Source organism: Undibacterium umbellatum (genome assembly GCF_014284125.1).
Taxonomy (GTDB): Bacteria; Pseudomonadota; Gammaproteobacteria; order Burkholderiales; family Burkholderiaceae_D; genus Undibacterium; species Undibacterium umbellatum.
Map to the genome: position 1 here is coordinate 471,276 of NZ_JACOFX010000002.1, position 19,800 is coordinate 491,075.

At 51.1% G+C, this 19,800-nt stretch carries 11 protein-coding genes; 6 read left to right on the forward strand and 5 right to left on the reverse strand.

Annotated features, from left to right (window positions below):
* Positions 1-82: 82 nt before the first annotated feature.
* Together H8L47_RS06590 and H8L47_RS06595 are read right to left on the reverse strand one after the other, a co-directional pair.
* Positions 83-2,923, reverse strand: a complete 2,841-nt coding sequence (locus H8L47_RS06590; RefSeq protein ID WP_186952511.1) for a TonB-dependent receptor domain-containing protein — start codon at positions 2,921-2,923, stop codon at positions 83-85.
* Between the two features lie 339 nt (positions 2,924-3,262).
* On the reverse strand, positions 3,263-4,828 hold the full coding sequence (locus tag H8L47_RS06595) for a glycoside hydrolase family 10 protein (RefSeq protein ID WP_230413616.1): 1,566 nt from the start codon (positions 4,826-4,828) through the stop codon (positions 3,263-3,265).
* A 616-nt stretch (positions 4,829-5,444) separates the two neighbouring features.
* On the opposite strand from H8L47_RS06595, the gene H8L47_RS06600 reads away from it, so the two are divergent.
* The 5 genes from H8L47_RS06600 (at position 5,445) to H8L47_RS06620 (ending at position 15,540) form a co-directional block, all read left to right on the forward strand.
* The gene (locus tag H8L47_RS06600) at positions 5,445-5,831 is read left to right on the forward strand and encodes a DUF6404 family protein (protein WP_186952513.1); all 387 of its coding nucleotides are present in this window, start codon (positions 5,445-5,447) and stop codon (positions 5,829-5,831) included.
* 13 nt (positions 5,832-5,844) lie between these two features.
* Positions 5,845-6,411 carry a hypothetical protein gene (locus H8L47_RS06605; RefSeq protein ID WP_186952515.1) on the forward strand — a complete coding sequence of 189 codons (567 nt, stop codon included), beginning with the start codon at positions 5,845-5,847 and terminating at the stop codon, positions 6,409-6,411.
* Positions 6,412-6,671: 260 nt separating this feature from the next.
* The gene (locus H8L47_RS06610) at positions 6,672-8,285 is read left to right on the forward strand and encodes a ShlB/FhaC/HecB family hemolysin secretion/activation protein (protein WP_186952517.1); all 1,614 of its coding nucleotides are present in this window, start codon (positions 6,672-6,674) and stop codon (positions 8,283-8,285) included.
* A 36-nt stretch (positions 8,286-8,321) separates the two neighbouring features.
* On the forward strand, positions 8,322-14,708 hold the full coding sequence (locus H8L47_RS06615) for a beta strand repeat-containing protein (protein ID WP_186952519.1): 6,387 nt from the start codon (positions 8,322-8,324) through the stop codon (positions 14,706-14,708).
* Entirely contained in the window at positions 14,677-15,540 is an 864-nt protein-coding gene (locus H8L47_RS06620; protein WP_186952521.1) for a FecR family protein, read from the forward strand. The genes H8L47_RS06615 and H8L47_RS06620 overlap by 32 nt, the downstream gene beginning before the upstream one ends.
* Before the next feature lie 63 nt (positions 15,541-15,603).
* Here H8L47_RS06620 and H8L47_RS06625 read toward each other — a convergent pair whose 3' ends face one another.
* Complete coding sequence (locus H8L47_RS06625; RefSeq protein ID WP_230413617.1) at positions 15,604-16,524, reverse strand: M48 family metallopeptidase; 921 nt, start codon at positions 16,522-16,524, stop codon at positions 15,604-15,606.
* A gap of 279 nt (positions 16,525-16,803) precedes the next feature.
* Between H8L47_RS06625 and H8L47_RS06630 the strand changes: the two genes are divergently transcribed.
* Positions 16,804-18,423: a MutS-related protein gene (locus H8L47_RS06630; RefSeq protein ID WP_186952523.1), complete on the forward strand. Its 1,620-nt coding sequence runs from the start codon at positions 16,804-16,806 to the stop codon at positions 18,421-18,423.
* A 7-nt stretch (positions 18,424-18,430) separates the two neighbouring features.
* Here H8L47_RS06630 and H8L47_RS06635 read toward each other — a convergent pair whose 3' ends face one another.
* On the reverse strand, positions 18,431-19,177 hold the full coding sequence (locus tag H8L47_RS06635; protein ID WP_186952525.1) for a lysophospholipid acyltransferase family protein: 747 nt from the start codon (positions 19,175-19,177) through the stop codon (positions 18,431-18,433).
* A 31-nt stretch (positions 19,178-19,208) separates the two neighbouring features.
* Complete coding sequence (gmhB, locus tag H8L47_RS06640) at positions 19,209-19,772, reverse strand: D-glycero-beta-D-manno-heptose 1,7-bisphosphate 7-phosphatase (RefSeq protein WP_186952526.1); 564 nt, start codon at positions 19,770-19,772, stop codon at positions 19,209-19,211.
* Between the last annotated feature and the right edge of the window lie 28 nt (positions 19,773-19,800).

A 19,800-nucleotide genomic window follows, 5' to 3' on the forward strand; every position in this document is an offset into this window, starting at 1 on the left:
GTTGTTCAGTAAGCTTTAGCTTTAAAAAAATCCCCCGGTTTTTAAATCGGGGGATTTTTTATTTGCTTTACACTTTACTCATTTACTTGAATTTGTAATTCGCCAGCAAAGTGAACGAACGTCCACGCGGATCAGCTACTCTAGGTTCCCAGGAGCTGCCTGCACCGGTATTGCTGTCATAAGTGACGGCAAACGGCGGGTCAGTGTTGAAGACATTTTTGATGCCAGCAGTCAGTGTCAGGTTTTTGATACCGCTATATGTCGCGCTGAGATTGTAAATTGTATAGGCCTTGACATTGGGGTTGTAGTTGGATGGCATGACCAGGCCGCTTTGCACGCCAGGCAAGACCTGATCTTTATAGCCAGCGCGATAAATCTGGGTGAAGGTGCCTGTCCAGTCACCCTGAGTATAGTTGATAAAGGCAACATGCTTCCACTTCAAACCCAGGTCGCCGGTGTAGCTGAATTTACCGACTTCACTGTCACTATAAGGTGCATTCGCCATGGGGCGTGATTTTTTCTCCAGCAGATAAGAGCCATCCAGGCCAGCTGCCCACTTCCCATTCAAGATTTCGCCATTCGCTTTGGCACCAAGCTCCACACCACGAGTGATGCTGGAACCGGCATTGACCCAGCGCTGGTCAATGAAAACCAGATTGCCAGCACTGTCACGCAAGAATTGCTCCCTGAATAATCCATAATTTTGCAGCATGGTGGCCAGGGATACCGAGGTGATAGAGTTTTCCTTGCGGATTTCCCAGATGTCGGCATTGGCACTGAAGTGCGTGCTTGGTGCCCATACGACACCAACGGTCCCCTGTTTTGCAGTTTCTGGCCCCAGCGTGGTTTTGCCACCAGTGAAAATGTTTGGTGTGATGGACGCGCAACCCGCTTTGCTGCTATCGACTTTCAAGGTCGGGCAACTGGCTGGATCGACCAGATCTTTGCCGAGATAGGGTGATTCGGTGATGCCATTGAATAGCTGGTTAAACGATGGTGCACGGAAGCCCGTGTTATAGGAACCACGGAACAACAGGGCATCGGTCGGTGTATAACGGAAACTCACTTTTGGATTAAAGGTGTTGCCAAAGCCTGAGTAATGGTCCTGGCGGCCAGCGACAGTGACTTCCAGGGATTTGAATACGGGCACCAATACTTCTGCATACACAGCGCGTATATCCCTGCTGACTTTAGGCAGCGCATTGCTATCATCGAATGGTGCGTTGAGGATGGCAGGGCGTACACTGGAGGCCCTGGAATCGCCATTGAATGCATATTCTTCCTTGCGCACGTCAATGCCTACCGCAGCCATGACAGCGCCGGCTGGCAATTTCCAGACTTCGCCAGACAGGGCTGCATCAACTTGTGTCAAGGTAGTTTTACCACCATACAGCGTTACGCCAGAGGCCGAGGTGCTGTTGATCAGATCCAGTGCTGCCTGCGTTTGCTTTTCACCTGGTTTCAGGAAAGGGTTGATGATACCCGTGCCCAGCGCATTCGCCAGTGCGACGGTATAGTTATAGCCACTGCCCAGCCTGGATTCGGATTCACTATAGGCGCGAGACAGACCTACACGGTAATCCCAATTGCCGATCTGGCCATCAGCACCCAGTTGCAAGCGTCCTGCTTCAGACTTGGTAGTGATTTCGCGATTGCCGCAATCCATGCAGCGCCAGCGGTAAGCGATAGGCGCACCACGGTTTGCCTCTATGCTGGGGAATACCGCAACAATCGCATTGAACACATCGTTATATGCTGAGCCTGTACTTGGATAAAAAGAGGAGGCCGGAAAGGCTGTGCCAGGAGATACCTGATTTGGCGAAAAACGCTTGGATACTTCAACCTGAGAGCCTACTAATTCGGCAAACAATTGATGCGTGCCAATTTTAAAAGTGGCCCGTGAAACAAAGTTATCGTTCTTCACAGGCTGTTGCAATACCGCCGCACGGCCGGTATCCCATGCGCAAGCATATTTGGAAGAAGCCACATCCCACAGTTTGGCATCATAAGCAGACATGCCATCGACCGCATTGCAGCCTGCGCCGCCCGGCAGGTTCAATACATTGATGGCATTCATGACCTGGCTGGTGCCAGGAAAGACCGGGCCATTATTGCTCTTGTTGCTGAGTATGGTATTGGCCAGCGAAGTGGCAAATACCGTGGCATGCGGGGTGCCGCGCGTGTCGACTGACAAACCGCGATTGGGCTGGAAAGTATTCACGAAATCACGCTGATCACCGCGCAATGCATCGTTTTCGCTATGCGTGGCAGTGATGAGGACATTGTAATTGTCCTGTTCCAGATCACCAAAACCACCCACCACGGAAACCCGCTTGATATTGCCGCCACCCTGCTGGGTAATGTCGGTAAAAGCCTGGGCTTCGACACCATTGTAATTCTTGCGCAAGATGAAGTTGATGACGCCACCAATTGCATCTGTACCATAGATGGCAGATGCGCCATCTTTCAAGACTTCTATCCTTTCCACAGCTGCCATGGGGATAGAATTCAAGTCAACTGCCGAGCCCTTCATGCCATGGGTGGCGACGCGGCGGCCATTCAGCAGCACCAGTGTATTGTCGGCACCCTGACCGCGCAGGTTGGCTGAGGATGCGCCATTATTGCCACGCTGCGCACCTGAGGTGACATCGGCATTGCTGGCCAGATTGTCAGAGCCATTACCATTGATATTCAGGTTGGCAATGAATTGCTCAGCCGTGACGATGCCAGAGGCTTCCAATTGCTTGCGGGTAATGACCTCGATGGGCAAGGCGCCCTCGCTGGCGATGCGCTTGATGCTGCTGCCGGTAATTTCTACCCTTTGCGGTGCCGGAGCGGGTTTGTCCTGCGCCAGTACCCATCCGCTACTGCCGGCAGAAATGCCTATCAGGGCGATGCACCTGGCTATGGTCTTTAACTTCACTGGTCTCTCCTTGTGTCGTACAACATTGATGTAGGCGGTTTTTCGTGTTCAATCGCATTCAATCCCGTCGCTGATCAGAATTGATATAAATTTTATGTGTGTTCCAGACTAGGGTTACACGCCGAAGAGTGACAAATGAAAATATCATGGCGGGCGATAACCAAAAGATATGGGGTTTGCCAGGACTGTCCTGATAGCCAGTGAGGACGCGGATTGCAGAGGCAAAGCTGGCGATAGCGCATGGAAAATACATATGGATGGGCCGCTCCATACGTATCTAAAAACCACACTTGTTATCCTTTATTTGCCTCTGCTTGTCCGGTGTGCCGACTGGTATTATCAGGGTAAGCTGTAATTTGCCCGCGCGCTTTCCTGGCCAGTGCGGCTGATGGCGGATACAGTAAGCTGGCGGATAGCCCCGTATTGGGCATCATCAGCCAAGTCTATGCTCATGTTCTGTGCAGGTACGACGGAAAATAGCCATTGCTGGTCGGTACGCTTCCAGATCGCCAGCAGTCGGGTGTTGACCGTGCCTGCCAATTGGACACGCACTGATTTCTTGTCTGCCGCAGCTTCCAGTACAGGGCTGGCTGGCAGGCTGATGTCCAGCCAGGGGCTGGCCGGGATCACCGCTTGTGAGGTGTATTTTTCAGTCGCCAGACGCTGACGTATGCCTTTGCGGTTCTGGTTCAGCGCGGCCATGCTGAAATGCAGATGACCATTTCCGCCTCTTTCACGCATGGCATCTACCTGATTCAGGATTTCATCGGCAGGCCAGGACTTATCACTATTGTCTATGCGGCTGGTATACAGGCCGGGCCAGATATGCTTTCCTGTGGTGTTTTGCGCCAGCCAGTAATCATGCAAGACCTTGAAGGCTTGTGGCCCCTGATTGATGGGCCAGTACAATTGCGGGGCCAGATAATCCATCCAGCCCTTGCTCAGCCACAGTTCCACATCCGCATATAGCTTGTCATACTGACTGAAACCGGCAATACCGGGTGGTAATCTGTCTGGCCTGCCTATTCCAAAGGGGCTGATGCCAAATTTCATCCATGGCTTTTCCAGATGCACACGCTGGTTGATGGCTTCCACCAGGCGGTTCACATTGTCCCTGCGCCAGTCGAAGCGGGCCAGTTTGCCACCGGATTGCAAATAGGCTATCCAGGCTGGATCATCAGGGAAATCCAATTCGTTGCCATTGCCAGCCTTGATGGGGTAGGGATAAAAATAATCATCCATGTGTATGCCATCGACATCATAGCGGCGCGCCACATCGCCGATGACATTCAGAGTCTGCTGCATGGCGATGGGTTCACCTGGATCCATCCATTGCAGGTCGCCATAAGTCTTGACCACTTGTGGTGCCAGCTTGCTGATATGGTTTGCAGCCACGGTAGTTTTGGATTGCGCAGTGCGGGCACGGAAAGGATTGAACCAGGCATGCAACTCCAGGCCACGCGCATGCGCCTGATCTATCCAGAATTGTAGCGGATCATAATAAGGTGAAGGCGGACGGCCTTGCTCTCCTGTCAGGAATTCTGACCAGGGTTCGATCGCAGAAGGGTAAATCGCATCAGCAGCAGGGCGTACTTGCAAGACGATGGCATTCAGTTTTAGCTGCACTGCATTGTCGAGGATGGCGATGATTTCATTCTTTTGCTTTTCCGTACTCAAATCACGCCGCGAGGGCCAGTCTATATTGGCTACGGTGGAAACCCACGCGGCCCGGAACTCACGCGGCAAGGGTGGTGCTTCGCGTACCTGCGGTGGATAATTGGCGGGTGCATTTTGCGGGGCGATAGTCAGATTGGTTTTGCCTGGTTTGCTGGTAGCGCTGGACTTCTCTGGCGGCGTAGTACAGGCTAGCAGCATGGCACAAGTGGCGGCGGCCAGCGCAGGCAACTTATACTGCTGCAGATAAGTTTTCCAAGTAAAAACGAGTCGCGACGATGATAGAAACGATGACATGCGTAAGCTAAAACTGTTAAAAAGCGAAAGACCTGAGATGCTACTGCATTACACTTTGACTAACCAGCGTTTCTTCCACTTTTGCCAGGTAATCAGTAACAACGAGGCGTCAGACTCTGTGTTGGGGGGGGGCTGCCTAAATGTTGGGGTAGCATGAAATTAATGGCATGAGTAAAAAAAAGGGCGCTTGCGCGCCCTTGAAAATCTCTATCGTCTTGGGGGAGTCCTGAGAGTAATCCATCAAATGTTGAAGGATTACTTATATGATAGGCAGTAATACCAGTTTACTGCGATTGACTTTTTATTCATCAGATATAAGTCTGGGTTATTCTCTCTGATCTAAAGATTTGTCTTCTTTCTGCAAATCAATATTTCCAAAAAAAATTGCTAGGTAGGTCTTATCTCTGAAGACAGAAAATCCAAATGAGGGACTAAGTTGCATATAATCCACGGCGCCTTCATACAAGATTTGCATTCAGCTATTTGCAACTGTATTTGCAACTGTATTTGCGCCAAAGTTTCCTAAGAGTATTTTTAAAAAAGCGGATTGATGAATACCACTGATACAAACAAGCAGCGTGACCAGAAGCGCCAGGCAGCTTTGATGCTTCTGGAAAAGACAGGTATTATGCGCAGCAACTATGCTCCACCCTACTTACGCTTGATATGGCGTATGGGTTTTGATGTGGCGCCACCACATTTTGCCCAGTTTTGGCAAAACGCCTTGTTCTCTGGCAGCTTTTACACGGTAGGCTGGGGCTTGCTGATGTATTTCTTTGTCTGGTCAAAAGTGAGCATCGCCCCAATTCTTATGCTGAATTCATCCATCATTGCCGGCTTCTTGTTTGGGCTGACGCTGGCTTGCTACTATGCCTATGGAAAACGCAAGCACGGGCTGCCGTCGTGGCAAGACTTTAAGCCGGATACCTTAAGTTAATTAGGCAACTGGCATGAAATTTTTATTGAGTTTGTTGCTGTATGGTTTGATTTTGACGACCTGCAAGACTGCTGATGCAGCATCTTCACGCTCCGCTACACCAGCGCAACAGGCTGCGATAAAGGCTGAACTGGCCAGGTTGATCACGCAGTTTGGTGATGGCATTGCTGAGACTTTTAGCGGCAATCCCTCCGTCATCAAGTACGGGCAATTATTTGAAGACAATAAAAATGATGCCGTAGTCTTGTTCAATCTGGAAGGTTTCGGTGGTAGCAATCACCATGCCGAATTTATTGCCTTCTTTGAGGAACAGAAGCCAGTTGAAATTGCCGGGAAACACAGCCGGCGTTATCGCCTGGTAGCAGCAAGCAAACTCGGCGAACGTGGCTGGCGCACTTTTGACTTCGCCAGTGCGAGCATCAAACAGCATGCAGTTACGCTAAAAGGTGTGGAAATGGGGGCGGGAGATGCCTTGTGTTGCCCTTCAATAGAGATTATCCGTACATTTCGGATTGATGAGTTTGATCACATTCTTGAAACAAAGGGCGGAGTTAATAAACGTCGTACTGGCAAGCGATGAATGTTGAGCACTGTTGTTAAAATGAAAATACTGGCTGTCATGTTTGAATTAACAACATAGTGCTTGTGGTCGGAATTGGATTGCAGGATACTTCTACTACGCACCTCAGTCGCAATTTTCTTTTGCGCATATCTTCAGAAAAGAATTCGATACAAAAAAGTAAGTCGATAGGCATTATCGATACGATCAGCGGAGGCTGGCAAGGCTCTGCACATAGAAGAACTTGGTATAGCACGCCTCAGGAACTGGGAAATCTTAGTATGAGACCGTTGAAGAACAAGCAAGCCCAATCTCGTTTTAGCCTTAGCCTGGCCTTTGCCCTGGCAATTGGGTTCACCCAGCCATTGGCGGCTCAGGATACTGAAAGTGTCATCGGGCGCTTTGACATCAGTCGTTATGAGGTCAAGGGAAATGATTTACTGACAGCTGCAGCCCTTGAAAGCCTGTTGTCTCCTTATACAGGAAAGAGCCGCAGTTTTGCCGATGTGCAAAAAGCACTTGAATCTCTGGAAAAAGCCTATCACCATAAAGGCTATAGTCTGGTGCAGGTCGTCTTGCCTGAGCAGGAATTGAATCAGGGGATCGTTAAATTCGTCGTCGTGCAAGCCCGTATTGCCAGTGTCAGCGTCAAGGGTAATCGCCATTTTGACAGTGACAATGTCAGGCGCAGCCTGCCACAATTACGCGAGGGCGATACACCGAATATCAAAAAGCTGTCCGAGAGCCTGAAGACAGCCAACGAAAACCCCGCCAAGAAAACCAATTTGCAGTTTGAGACCACGACCAAAGAGGGGGAAGTCAATGCCATACTAAATGTCAATGACAACAAGCCCTGGACCGTTGGCGCCAATCTCGACAATGCTGGAGACAGCAATACCGGAAAATCTCATCTGGGTTTGTTGTTCCAGCATGCCAATATCAGTGGACGTGATGATGTCCTTAGCCTGCAATATACGACCACGTTGCAGAAGCCTAGTAAGTACGCGGTGTTTGGTGTTGGCTATCATTTGCCCTTGTATCAGTTTGGCGATAGCGTGGATTTGTATGCCAGCTATTCAAATGTCGATTCTGGTTCAATTGCAGCAGGCATCTTTGACCTGAATGTAAGTGGCCGCGGCTCTGTCATTGGTGGCCGCTACAATTACAATCTGGGACGCACAGAGGATTTTGATTCACGCCTGATCCTGGGCTGGGATTACAAGGCTTTCAAGAATAATGTCGCCCTGCAAGGCATACAACTGGGCAATGATGTCACGGTGCATCCGTTGAGCCTCAGTTATGCCGCTACCATGAGTTCCGCCTCAGGTGAAGCAAATGCCTATCTGACGGCTGTGCATAATTTGCCCGGTGGTGAAAAGGGCAAGACCGAGGACTTTCTGAAAGTGCGCAGTGGTGCTACTGCGGGATATAGCATACTGCGCTATGGCCTTGGTTATAGCCGTGTTTTACCTGCGGCATGGCAATTGAAACTCATGCTCAGCGGTCAGTACACCAGAGATAGCCTGGTTCCCGGTGAGCAATTTGGTGCAGGCGGTGCCAGTAGCGTGCGCGGCTTTACCGAAAGGGCACTGGCAAATGATTACGGTGCACTGGTTAGCGCAGAGATCTATACCCCCAACTTATGCACAGGCTTCACCGCCAGTTTTACCCAATGTCAGTTACTGGGTTTTTATGACGCTGCCCATGTGTCACGCAACAAGGCATTGCCGGGCGAGCAAAGCTCTGGCTCGATTGCCAGTGTCGGTATCGGTATCAGGCTGGCTATTTCACGCATGATGTCCTTGCAGATGGATTATGGCAAGACACTACGTGCCCCGGATGAATTGAGCAAGGATGACAAGCGCTTGCATGTCAGACTGGGCGTCAACTATTAATGATGGATGAGGAAGAGCATGAGAAAAGAAATTGTTATGTTCACTCAATCTGAATCTGCATTGAGCTCGAACCTGAAGCTGGGCTTGTCAAGTAAGTTGCTACCCAAGCTTGTGCCAGTGTTGCTGGCAGCCTGCTTTGGGTCAGGACTTGTTTCCAGTGTGGCTCACGCCAATCCTGTCGGGCCGCAGATCGTCAATGGCAAGGTCATCTTCAATCAGGATGGCAAGATCTTCACAATCACCAATACGCCGGGTGCAATCATTAACTGGCAGGATTTTTTCATCAATGCCGGTGAAACCACCCGCTTTATACAAGAGAGTGCCAGCAGCACGGTATTGAACCGCGTCATAGGTCAAAACCCTAGCCAGATTCTGGGAACTTTGCAGTCAAATGGACGGGTGTTTTTGATCAACCCGAACGGCGTACTGTTTGGCAAGGGCGCACAAGTCGATGTCAATGGCTTGACAGTCTCCAGCCTGGGCATGACGGACGCTGATTTCAAGGCTGGCAAATTCAATTTTAATGCTGGCACGCAGGCTGGCAAGGTCAGCAATCAAGGGGCGATCACAACACCAACAGGCGGCCATGTCTATCTGATTGCGCCTGATGTAGAAAACAGCGGCATCATTACATCACCTCAGGGTGAAATTTTGCTGGCGGCAGGGCGCTCAGTCAAGCTGGTGGATTCAGCCAATCCTGACGTGCACGTCGTCGTCAGCGCGGACAATAATCAGGCACTGAATCTTGGTCAAGTCGTTGCCCAGGGCGGAAAGGTCGGTATCTATGGCGGTTTGATCACCCAGCGTGGCCTGGTCAGTGCCAATAGTGCAGTGGTAGGTGAAAACGGCAAAATCTATTTTAAGGCCAGTCAGGATACGATACTTGATACTGGCAGCACTACCTCGGCCACTGGCAAAGGCAAGGGCGGTGATATACAAATACTGGGACAGCGTGTGGCGCTGGCTGGCAATGCCCAGGTTGATGCCAGTGGTGACGCAGGTGGTGGCCAGGTATTGCTTGGCGGTGATTACCACGGCGATAATCCCGCCATAATGAATGCCAAACGCGCCTTCGTTGGCAGCGATACCAAAATTAGTGCTGATGCGCTGAAGACTGGTGATGGCGGCAAGGTGATCGTCTGGTCAGATGAAGTTACCCGAGTGAATGGCAGCATTTCTGCCCGCGGCGGCGCGCAAAGCGGGAATGGCGGTTTTGTAGAAACTTCGGGTAAGCAAAACCTGGACTTTCATGCCAAAGTTGATGTAAGTTCGCCAAAAGGCAAGAACGGTATCTTATTGCTTGATCCAGCTTCCATCACCATTGCAGGTGGGAATGGTGACGGCGGTTCTGACGGTACTGCTACATTTCAAGGTTCTGCGATAGGCACGATCAATTTCGCCGATGGTAGCCCAACAACGGTCTATCAGTCGGAACTGCAAGGGCTGACACCAGGCACAAATATCGTGCTGGAGGCGACAAATTATATTAATACCAGCGGTACTTTCTTCGGTAGCCTGATATCTTTGCCGAGCAATTCCAGCCTGACCTTGCGAACCCGCAACGCATCTACTGATATCAGTGGCACACGGGGCATTAATCTGACAGGGTCAGATCCCAATCTTGAAATCAAGACTTTTGGTACTGGCAGCATCACATTGCAAACCGGTACTGGTACATCGCCGCAAACTGCCAATATCGTCGTCGCCAAATTGACGACCGATGGCGGGCAAATTAACCTGAGCGGCAGCGGTAGCACAACTTTTAAGACCTTGCGGACTACGCCTGGCACAGTAGGTGCAGGTGGCAATGTCATCATCAATAGCAGCGGCCTGGTGAATATAGGTTCTGGCGGCATAGATGCACTCGGTAATTCTTCTACAGATGGAAATGTCACCATCACTTCCGCTGCCAATATCGCCCAGCAAAATGGTACGGTAATCTATGCCAATGATTTAAAACTATCGGCTGCCAGCGGCCTGCATGGGACGACTTCCTCTGACAGTATGAGTGTGCAAGCCAGCAAACTGAATGCCATCAATACCGCAAGTGGCGATATACGCATCGCCAGTTCAGGTACAAACCTGGTCATTGGCGATATCGGCGCAACTGGTTATGGGGTCAAGCAACAAGCCTCAGGTGCGGCGATTCATCTAAGCTCGCCGACCACGCATAGCATATCAATGAACGCGCCACTCATTGCCACTAATGGCCTGATATCGGTTAGCGGCCTAGGTGGCATCAGCTTGCTCTCAGGTAGCAATATCAATAGCGGTGGCGGCAACATCAGTTTGCTGGCCAGTGACTTGAATATCATGACCAGTACCGCGTCTGGCACACAGATCAATAGCAGCGGTGGCACGATCTCGCTCAAATCCGACAAAATGAACTTGCTCGGCAATATCAATGCCGGTAGCAATTCGGTGAGCCTGGACAGGAATGCTGTCGCCACCATACACCTTGCTACTGGCACCACCGATGTCATTGGAAACACACTGGAATTGTCAACCGATGAATTGAACCGGATAACAGCTGCACGTTTAAAAATAGGTAATACCTCTGGTGCCAGCATAGATATCAAAGGCCCCATGAATTCAGGTGCTGGCGGTGCACTGCAAAATGTCAATACATCCCTGACTTTACATTCCGGCAACACGATTTCCCAGCAAACTGGTGCCATTATTGACGGTGCCAGTTCCTTGCAGGTGCGTGGTTATGGAGTCAGTCTGCCAGAAGCAAATACCATAGGCGTGATATCCGGTTCAGGAGACCTGGGTGGTTTTACTTATCGCTCCATCAATCACCTCAATATCACCACAGTCGATGGCTATAGCGGTATAAATGTGAATGCAGCAGCCAAACTGACGACGGATTCCACTTCTGGCATCAGTCAGGCAGCAGGTAATGCAATTACCGCCACCTCCCTTGGCTTGCAAAGCAAGGGACCAGTGAATCTGATGAATACCTCAAATAATTTTGCAACACTGGGGGCAGACCTGAATGTCAGTGGCTTGGGCGTTGGTGGCATCGACTTGTTTAACTCTGGCAATCTGAGCATAGGCACTGCATCCAGCATTGTTGGCGTCACCACCAATAACAAGCCCATACAGTTAAGCACAGGGAGTGGTTCGTCGATCACAGTTTCCGATAATGTCAATGCCGGTACGGGCAAGGTGGGTTTAGTAGCTGATTTGCTGACACTGGGTGGCCCTGGTGGTGTGACTGCGGGTGATTTTGGCATTCGCCCTTACACAGCGGGGCGCGCCATTACGGTTGGCTCTGGCACATGCACCGTGGCCCCATGCCTGAGTGTGACCAATCTGTTCAAGGTCTCGGCTGCCAGTATCGCGATAGGCAGTGGCGATGCTGGCAATGCCTCCGGCCCTATTTCTGTGGTTGGCATTACCGATACCAATACCAGCGCCATTACGGATATCAAAAATCTGACGACGACACGCGTAGGCTTGTTGAGCGGTGGTGATATTTCGCAGACCAACTCGATTACCGTGCAGGATCTGGGTCTGGTTGCCGGCAATAGCATTGCACTGAATAGTTCAAATACGATCACCAACCTGGCGGCAAAAAGCAATGCCAGCCTGAGCCTGGTGAATACCCAGGGCATCAATGTCACAACCTTAAGTGGGGGGAGTGGTTCCAGTGCATACAGCCTTGGTGGCATCAATACGTTTGGCAATTTATATCTGACCGCCAACTCCGGCAATATCGCACTGGGTGCAAACGTCAATACCGGCACGGCTACTGCCACACTGGCCGCAGCCAACGGTGCAATTACCCAGGCTGCTGGCTATCTACTCAGTGGCGGAGCGCTTGATGCAACTGCCAATGGCGGTATAGGACACAGCACAGGGTTGAAAACCAGCGTACCTATCCTGCTGGCAAATAATACGGGTGCAAATACCGATATCAACATCAAAAATACCGGTGCCCTGAATATCCGCAATGTACAGCAAAGCACGGCTGGCAGTACTGGCAGTGTCTTCATCGACAATATAGGCGCGATCACCCTGGATAGTGCAGATGCAGTGCGCACCAAGGCGGGTAATATCAGCCTGGTAGCACACAGTCCCTTGACAGTGAATGGCACGGTCGCCAGTTCAAATGGTGGCAACATTACTCTGGAAGCCGGGTCCAGTGGCAGCACTGCTGACAAGTTGACCGTAGGTAGTACCGGCTCCGTCACTACCATTGGCAATATCTTGCTCAAGGCGGGTGATGCCATCTTGATTTCAGGGACGGTCACGGGCGGTACGGTTACAAAGCAAGCCTTCCAGAATGCGCCTTTGCCTACGCTGGAACAATGTATTGCCAGCCCGACTACACCCGGTTGCAGCTCGGTCTTGCCTACTCTCAGCGACTGTATCAGCAACCCCAGTCTGGCCGGTTGCAGCGCAGTCTTGCCCAGTGTAGCCGCCTGTCAGGCCAACCCCACACTGGCTGGTTGCAGTGTCGTGCTGCCTAGCCTGAGCTCCTGCATCGCCAACCCTTCGTTGTTTGGTTGCTCGAATGTTTTACCTAGTCTCAGTAGTTGCCTGGCTAATCCGAACATTGCCGGTTGCAGCGCGGTCCTGCCCAGCTTGTCTGCTTGCCTGGCGAATCCTTCCATCAGTGGTTGCAGTTCGATTTTACCTAGCCTGAATTCTTGCATCAGTAACCCGAGCCAGACTGGCTGTAGTGCTGTTCTGCCATCTTTGGCAACCTGCACTTCCAGCCCAAACACGCCGGGTTGTAGCGTAGTCTTGCCAGCTTTGGCGGCTTGCCTGGTGTCGCCAAATATTGCTGGTTGCTCAGCCGTCCTACCATCAGTCGCAGCCTGTACGGCCAGCCCCAGCTTGCCAGGATGTAGCTCTGTGCTGCCAACTTTGAGCGCCTGTATCAGTAATAGCAGTCTGGCAGGTTGCAGCGCCGTCCTGCCTACTTTGGCGGCTTGCCTGGTCAGCCCCAGTGTGCCGGGTTGTAGTGCTGTGTTACCTAGCTTGAGTGCTTGCGTCAGCAATAGCAGCTTGCCAGGTTGCAGTGCAGTCTTGCCCACGCTGGCTACCTGTACAGCCAGCCCCAGTGTGCCAGGTTGCAGTGCAGTGCTACCTAGCCTGAGTGCCTGTATCAGTAACAACAGCTTGCCTGGCTGCGCTGCTGTTTTACCTACCCTGGCTGCGTGTACTGCCAGCCCCAGCTTGCCCGGTTGCAGCGCCGTCTTGCCTAGTTTGACTGCCTGTATCGCAACACCGACGCTGTCTGGTTGTAATAATGTCTTGCCGACCTTGACGGCTTGTTTGGCTAATCCCTCGCAAGTTGGTTGCAGTGTAGTCTTGCCTACTCTCGCTGCCTGTACAGCCAATCCGGCATTGTCTGGCTGCTCGTCCGTCTTGCCTACGCTGGCTGCCTGCACTATCAGTCCAAGCCTGGCAGGTTGCTCAGCAGTGTTGCCAGCATTGAGCGCCTGTGTCGCCAATCCTGCCTTGTCTGGTTGCTCGGCTGTTCTGCCTACACTGGCAGCTTGCAGTGCCAACCCTGCTTTGCCTGGTTGTAGCGCCGTTCTGCCTACGCTGACAGCTTGTATAGCAGCGCCTACGCTGGCGGGTTGTTCCAGTGTCTTGCCTGGTCTGGCTAGCTGTACAGCTAATCCGGCATTGCCAGGATGCAGTGCGGTGTTGCCTAGTTTGGCAAGTTGCGTCGCCAACCCTGGTCTGGCAGGTTGTAATGTCGTATTACCTGGCCTGGCTACTTGTACTGCTGCGCCAACTACAGCAGGCTGCTCTGCGGTTTTGCCTAGCCTGGCTGCCTGTACCGCCAATCCCGCCCTGGCTGGTTGCAGCGCGGTTTTACCTAGCCTCGCGACTTGCACGGCCAATCCGTCCATTACTGGTTGCAGCGCAGTGTTGCCTAGTTTGGCCAGTTGCGTCGCCAATCCTGGTCTGCCAGGTTGTAACCTGATCTTGCCTACCCTGGCAACGTGCATCGCCACGCCGTTTGCATCTGGATGCAGCGTGGTCTTGCCTAGTCTGGCGACTTGCGTTGCCAATCCATCCACTACCGGTTGCAGTGCAGTCTTGCCAGCCCTGGCGAGTTGTGCGGCCAATCCGGCTTTGAATGGTTGCTCTGTTGTCTTGCCTAGTCAGGCACAGTGTGCGGCCAATCCTGGCTTGCTGGGTTGCACGCTGGTCTTGCCTATAGGCGATCTCAGGACAGGCAATATCCTCAACAACACGATTAATTTTGCCTTGAACAGTTTCATCAGTTCCACTTTGGCGATGTCGAATGCGATTTCCAATTCTTCCAATTTCTTTGACAGTGGTAGTAGTGATTCTGGCCGTGAAACCAGATTCGAGCAAAGAAGCAGTTTTGCCGGTACCAGGGACAACGGAGTATTAAAAAATGCTACAGATAAAAAACTCTACTGCAATTAAGTTTTTCTTTCTTGCAGCACTGTGCCTGAGCTGCGCGCTGAGTTTTGCCGCGCAGGTCGCTGGTACGGTGACGCATTTGAGCGGGCCCCTGATCGCCAAGAAAGCCGACGGCGCGGTCAAGGTCTTGTCCCTGCAATCTGCCATTGAGCAGGGCGATACACTAATTGCCGAAAAAGATACTTATGCGCGCATCAAGTTTGCCGACAATAGTGAAATCGTCTTGCGCCCGAATACCCAGATCAAGATAGATCAGTTTTCCTTTGAAGAAGACAAACCCAATAATGATGGTTTTACCATGACTCTGGTCAAAGGTGGCTTGCGTGCAGTTACAGGTTTATTGGGCAAACGAAATAAGGAAAGATTTGGCCTGAACACACCTACCGCATCGATAGGTATACGCGGCACTACTTTCATTGTTGAATACGTTGCGCCTGATAGCAGCGTCGCTGCCTACAACATGGCGACAACCGCAGCATTGCAGACAACAGGATCAGATGGCAGGACTAGCCGCAGTGATGCTGATGCACCTGTGACCGCCATCTTGCCCTTACAACTTGCTGCCAATGAAGTGCCCGGTTCAGGTTCAGGGCGTGTACCTGGGCTGTATGTGCAAGTTCTGGATGGCACTATCTTCTTGCGTAACAGTACTGGTAGTCTGGATGTCACGACAGGGCAATTTGGTTTTGCAGTCAGCTTCAATAAGCCACCTGTTATTTTGCCAAACAACCCTGGCATGCAATTCACGCCACCAGGTAGTTTCCCGGTCAATCTGACCCAGGATAATGCCAGTAATGAAAGCAAATCAGGCAGCCTGATTTGTGAAGTAAGGTGAGGTGATGTAACTGAAATGGCAACATGGATTTGCCAGGCTGGCAAATCCAGTGTTGATCTTGCTTCAGAATATTGGCAAATTGGCACCTGCATGCTGACGCAAGTTTTGGCGCGCAATTTCAAAATCAGGGAAAACCGATTGCACCGTCGCCCAAAAACGCGGGCTGTGGTTCATTTCACGTAAATGCGCAAGTTCATGCGCAATTACATAATCAATAATCATGGGCGAGAAGTGGATCAGTCGCCAGTTCAGGCGTATCTTTCCTTGTGAGGTGCAGGAACCCCAGCGCGTTGCCGCTGCCGACAAAGCCATGCTTTGATAGCGGACATTGAGTTTCTCAGCAAATACCGGCAGGCGCTCATTGAAAACCCGTTTCGCTTCTTGCTGCAGCCACGCTTGTACCCGGTCTTTCAATTGCTGCTCACCAGCATCCGCTGGCAGGTTGATAATCAGCTCAGCCTGCTCGCTCTGGAAGTGCGTGCCAATGACAGACGCAGGAGCAATCCGCAAGGTAATTTCGCCACCCAGATAAGGTAATTTCGCCCCATCCTGCCAGGTCATGCTGGGTTCCAGTTTGCGCTGGGTGCGTTCACGCCGCTCAGTCAGTTTGCGCAATATCCAGGCTTGTTTCTCTTGTATCGCTGTTTCAATATCGGCAATCGTCACCCAGCGTGGTGCGGTAATACGCAAGCCATCTTCATTGATCAAAAAGCCTATGCTGCGTCGTTTCGAGCGTTGCAAATCATATTCAAGCAAATAATCCTGTATCAGGATGCGGCGTTTATTGCTGCTGTTGACAAAGGTAGTCGGTGGCGGTGCTACCGGGCGTAGCTCATGTCCTTGACCTGCATCTTTAAGCGGGTTTGGCGCTGGTGCTTTTACAGGCGCAGGACGCAATTTGTCCGGCACTAGAAAATCACTGAATAAATCCAGTTGCAAAGCCATTTGTATGGCCTTGCCAATCGAAGGAATGCGGGGCTTCATTTAAGCTTAATGGATCCTGATTCAATAGCAAAAGGGATTTGTGCTCAGCTGATAGAACGCATTCCGGGCATGGATGGGGGCGTTTTAATAGCTGTAATTGCGGTAGTTTGACCTATTTTTTGCAGTTCGTGTTTTCGCCTCCAAAATTTGTTTTTTTCGATATCACCATTTCCTTTATTCATCCTAGCTCACTTGAATTTTCTGCAACTAGCCCAATTTGACTGAGCAACTGATAACGTATATCGCCACCTTATCTCGCCACCTACCTCACAGGCTCTGATGAACAAGATAGCTTCGCTGCATAATCACTGGAGCAGGATAATTTGCAAGGTCCGTTTTTTCTTGAATATCCCTGATGTCGCGCCTAAACAAGCACTTGATTTTCCTTTTGCTCGTAGCGATATCGCCATGTTTTATCGCGTTACCAGAGATGAGGTTGTAAAGCTCATTGATGAACATACAGCCAGCGATATGCTGCTTGATGTCTATGCAGATCAAGTGACAGCAGGAAGCAGTATTTTCGCCCAGCAAATCATGCATAAACGGCTGCGCGAGGGTGTTCAGGATGAGCGAGGCAAGCAGCGCTTGCAGAGATTGATGGCTGATACTGCATTGCTTGATACATTGCGGCAGTGCTGCTTACCGTTGCGGGAAGTTGAAACAGAAGTCAGTGAACAGCTTTTCACAAACGCAATCCCGGTTCCTGCAGCCTGGTATAAATTCATGTGGCTGCTGCCTGTCAGCATTAGTCTGTTATTCATCGTTGCCATGACCACATTGGCCTCTGCCTGGATAGCAGTCCTGGCGATATGGCTGATCTTGCTGGGGGTACAGACACGTTTTCATGATGCGGTTACGCAATGGGCAAAGAAAGTGCAAGCACTGCAAGCCTTGCTCAGCAGCTTCGTGCTGCTCGCTGAGCATCATCCAATGGATGCTAATTCATCTCCTGAAGATCTCCTCATTGCGAAGAAAATGCTTGCCGAATTGAGCAGACATAAATTGGTGGTCCTGCCTGGTATGCGGGAATATGCTGACTGGTTCTTGCTGGATAATGTCAGGCATTTTTTCAAGACCTGCATTCTTGTCCGTAAAAATCAGGATTTTTTGCGCAGGGCATACTCGCACGTGGCAAATCTGGAGGCTGATCTGGCACTGGTCAGGCACTGTCAATCGCTTCCTCAATATTGCTGGTCCTCTCTAGCAGACAAGAAGCAACTGTGTTTGCAACAAGTCGTGCATCCCTTGTTGCCGCAGGCTACTGGCCTGGATATAACACTGGAAGGCAAGGGAGCTTTTATTTCAGGGCAAAATGGTATAGGCAAGAGTACTTTGTTGCGCACCCTTGGTTTGAATCTTATCGTCGCCCGCGCCTTTGGTTTTTGTTATGCAGCTACTGCCAGCGTCCCCGTGGGCGCGGTGTTTTCCAGCATGCAGAGTGAAGACTCTTTAATTGCAAATGAAAGCCTGTATCAGGCAGAACTCAGGCGAGCCAAAGAATTATTGGATATCGCAGAAAGCGATACGCAGGCTGTATTCGTCATTGATGAGATTTTTCGCGGCACGAATCATCAGGAATCCATCTCGGCTGCTGCCGCAGTTTTACAAAGCCTTGCCGCTTCAAACATGGTGGTCGTCTCATCACATAACCTGGTACTGGCCCCCATCTTGGCAGCATATCTGGCACCGTTATGCGTTACTGCAGAACTAGGTGATAAATCCAGATTGCAATTGACTGCGGGTGTTTTGGCTGACCCTAACGGCATACGCTTGCTGGGTTCATACGGTTTTGGTGATGACATAAAAAACAAAGCCAGTCGGGTTTTCGACTGGCTTAGTGACTATCTTAAGCATCCAGACAAGTGCGAACAAATACTGGAAAATCGCTCCATGTCTTAATTCCAGCTTACTTGGATTCAGACTGATAAACCTGCGGCGAAATCACACGCATTTCTGCTTCTATCCATTTTTCCACTTCCTGCATCAGTTCAACCGCATTCATGCCGTTGGGCGGTATCGGTTTGCCAACCGACACGGTGACTGTGCCTGGCAATTTGGTGAAAGAATTTTTGGGCCAGCATTCACCAGAATTGACGGCGATAGGTACTACAGGCGTATTGGTCTCCACCGCCAGGCGGGCTCCGCCGCCTTTGTACTGGCCTTTTTTGCCAACAGCGATACGGGTGCCTTCAGGGAACATGATGATCCATTGTCCATCAGCCAGGCGTTTGCGGCCTTGGGTCACGACGTGGGCGAACGCATCCTTGCCCTTGCTGCGGTCGATAGGGATCATGCGCAGCATGGAGATGGCCCAGCCAAAGAACGGGATATAGGTGATTTCTTTTTTGAAGACGAAAACCAGTGGGCGCGGTGTTGCCATCAGCAGGAAGATGGTTTCCCATGCGGACTGATGTTTGCACAGCAGTATGGCCGGGCCATCTGGAAAGTTTTCAAATCCCCTGGTCTGGTAACGTATGCCGCAAATGACTTTTGCTGCCCAGATGATCGTGACATTCCAGCGGGCAGTAATGTAATAGCGCTGGTTATACGGCAAGAAGGCAAACAGCATGCTGATGGGGGCCCAGACGATGGTGACTACCGCCATCACCAGCAAGAAAATCAGCGAACGAATAAAACGGGTAAAGCTAAGCATGTAGTCTCCATTGTAGCGATGCTGAATTCGTTCAGATCGCGATATTAAATTCGGATGGCGAGTTTTCCACCAGTTTGTCGACCATGGCGGCCAGGTCAGCGAAGACTTGCGTGCCTGGCGGCAAGCCACCTTTTTCCTGGGTCTTGCTACCTTTGCCTGTTAGCACCAGATGCGGTTTGCAACCCAGCACGAAGCCAGCTTGCAAGTCGCGCAGGGAATCCCCCACGCAATGCACACCCTTGAGATTGGTGTCATAGCGACTGGCGATCTCTTGCAGCATGCCTGGCTTGGGTTTGCGGCAATCGCAATTATCATCCGCCATATGCGGACAAAAGAAAATCGCATCAATAGTGGCACCGACCTGCTGGGCGCTGGTATGCATTTTTTGATGAATGGCATTCAGCGTCGCCATATCAAATAGCCTGCGACCTATGCCAGACTGATTGGTGGCAACCACTACCGTGTAGCCCGCCTGGTTAAGGCGGGCTATGGCTTGCAGTGAACCCGGTATCGGCTTCCATTCTTCGGGTGACTTAATAAAGTCGTCCGAGTCCTGATTGATGACGCCATCGCGGTCAAGGATGATGAGTTTCATCTGCAATCCTGGTTAGTGTTGCTCACAT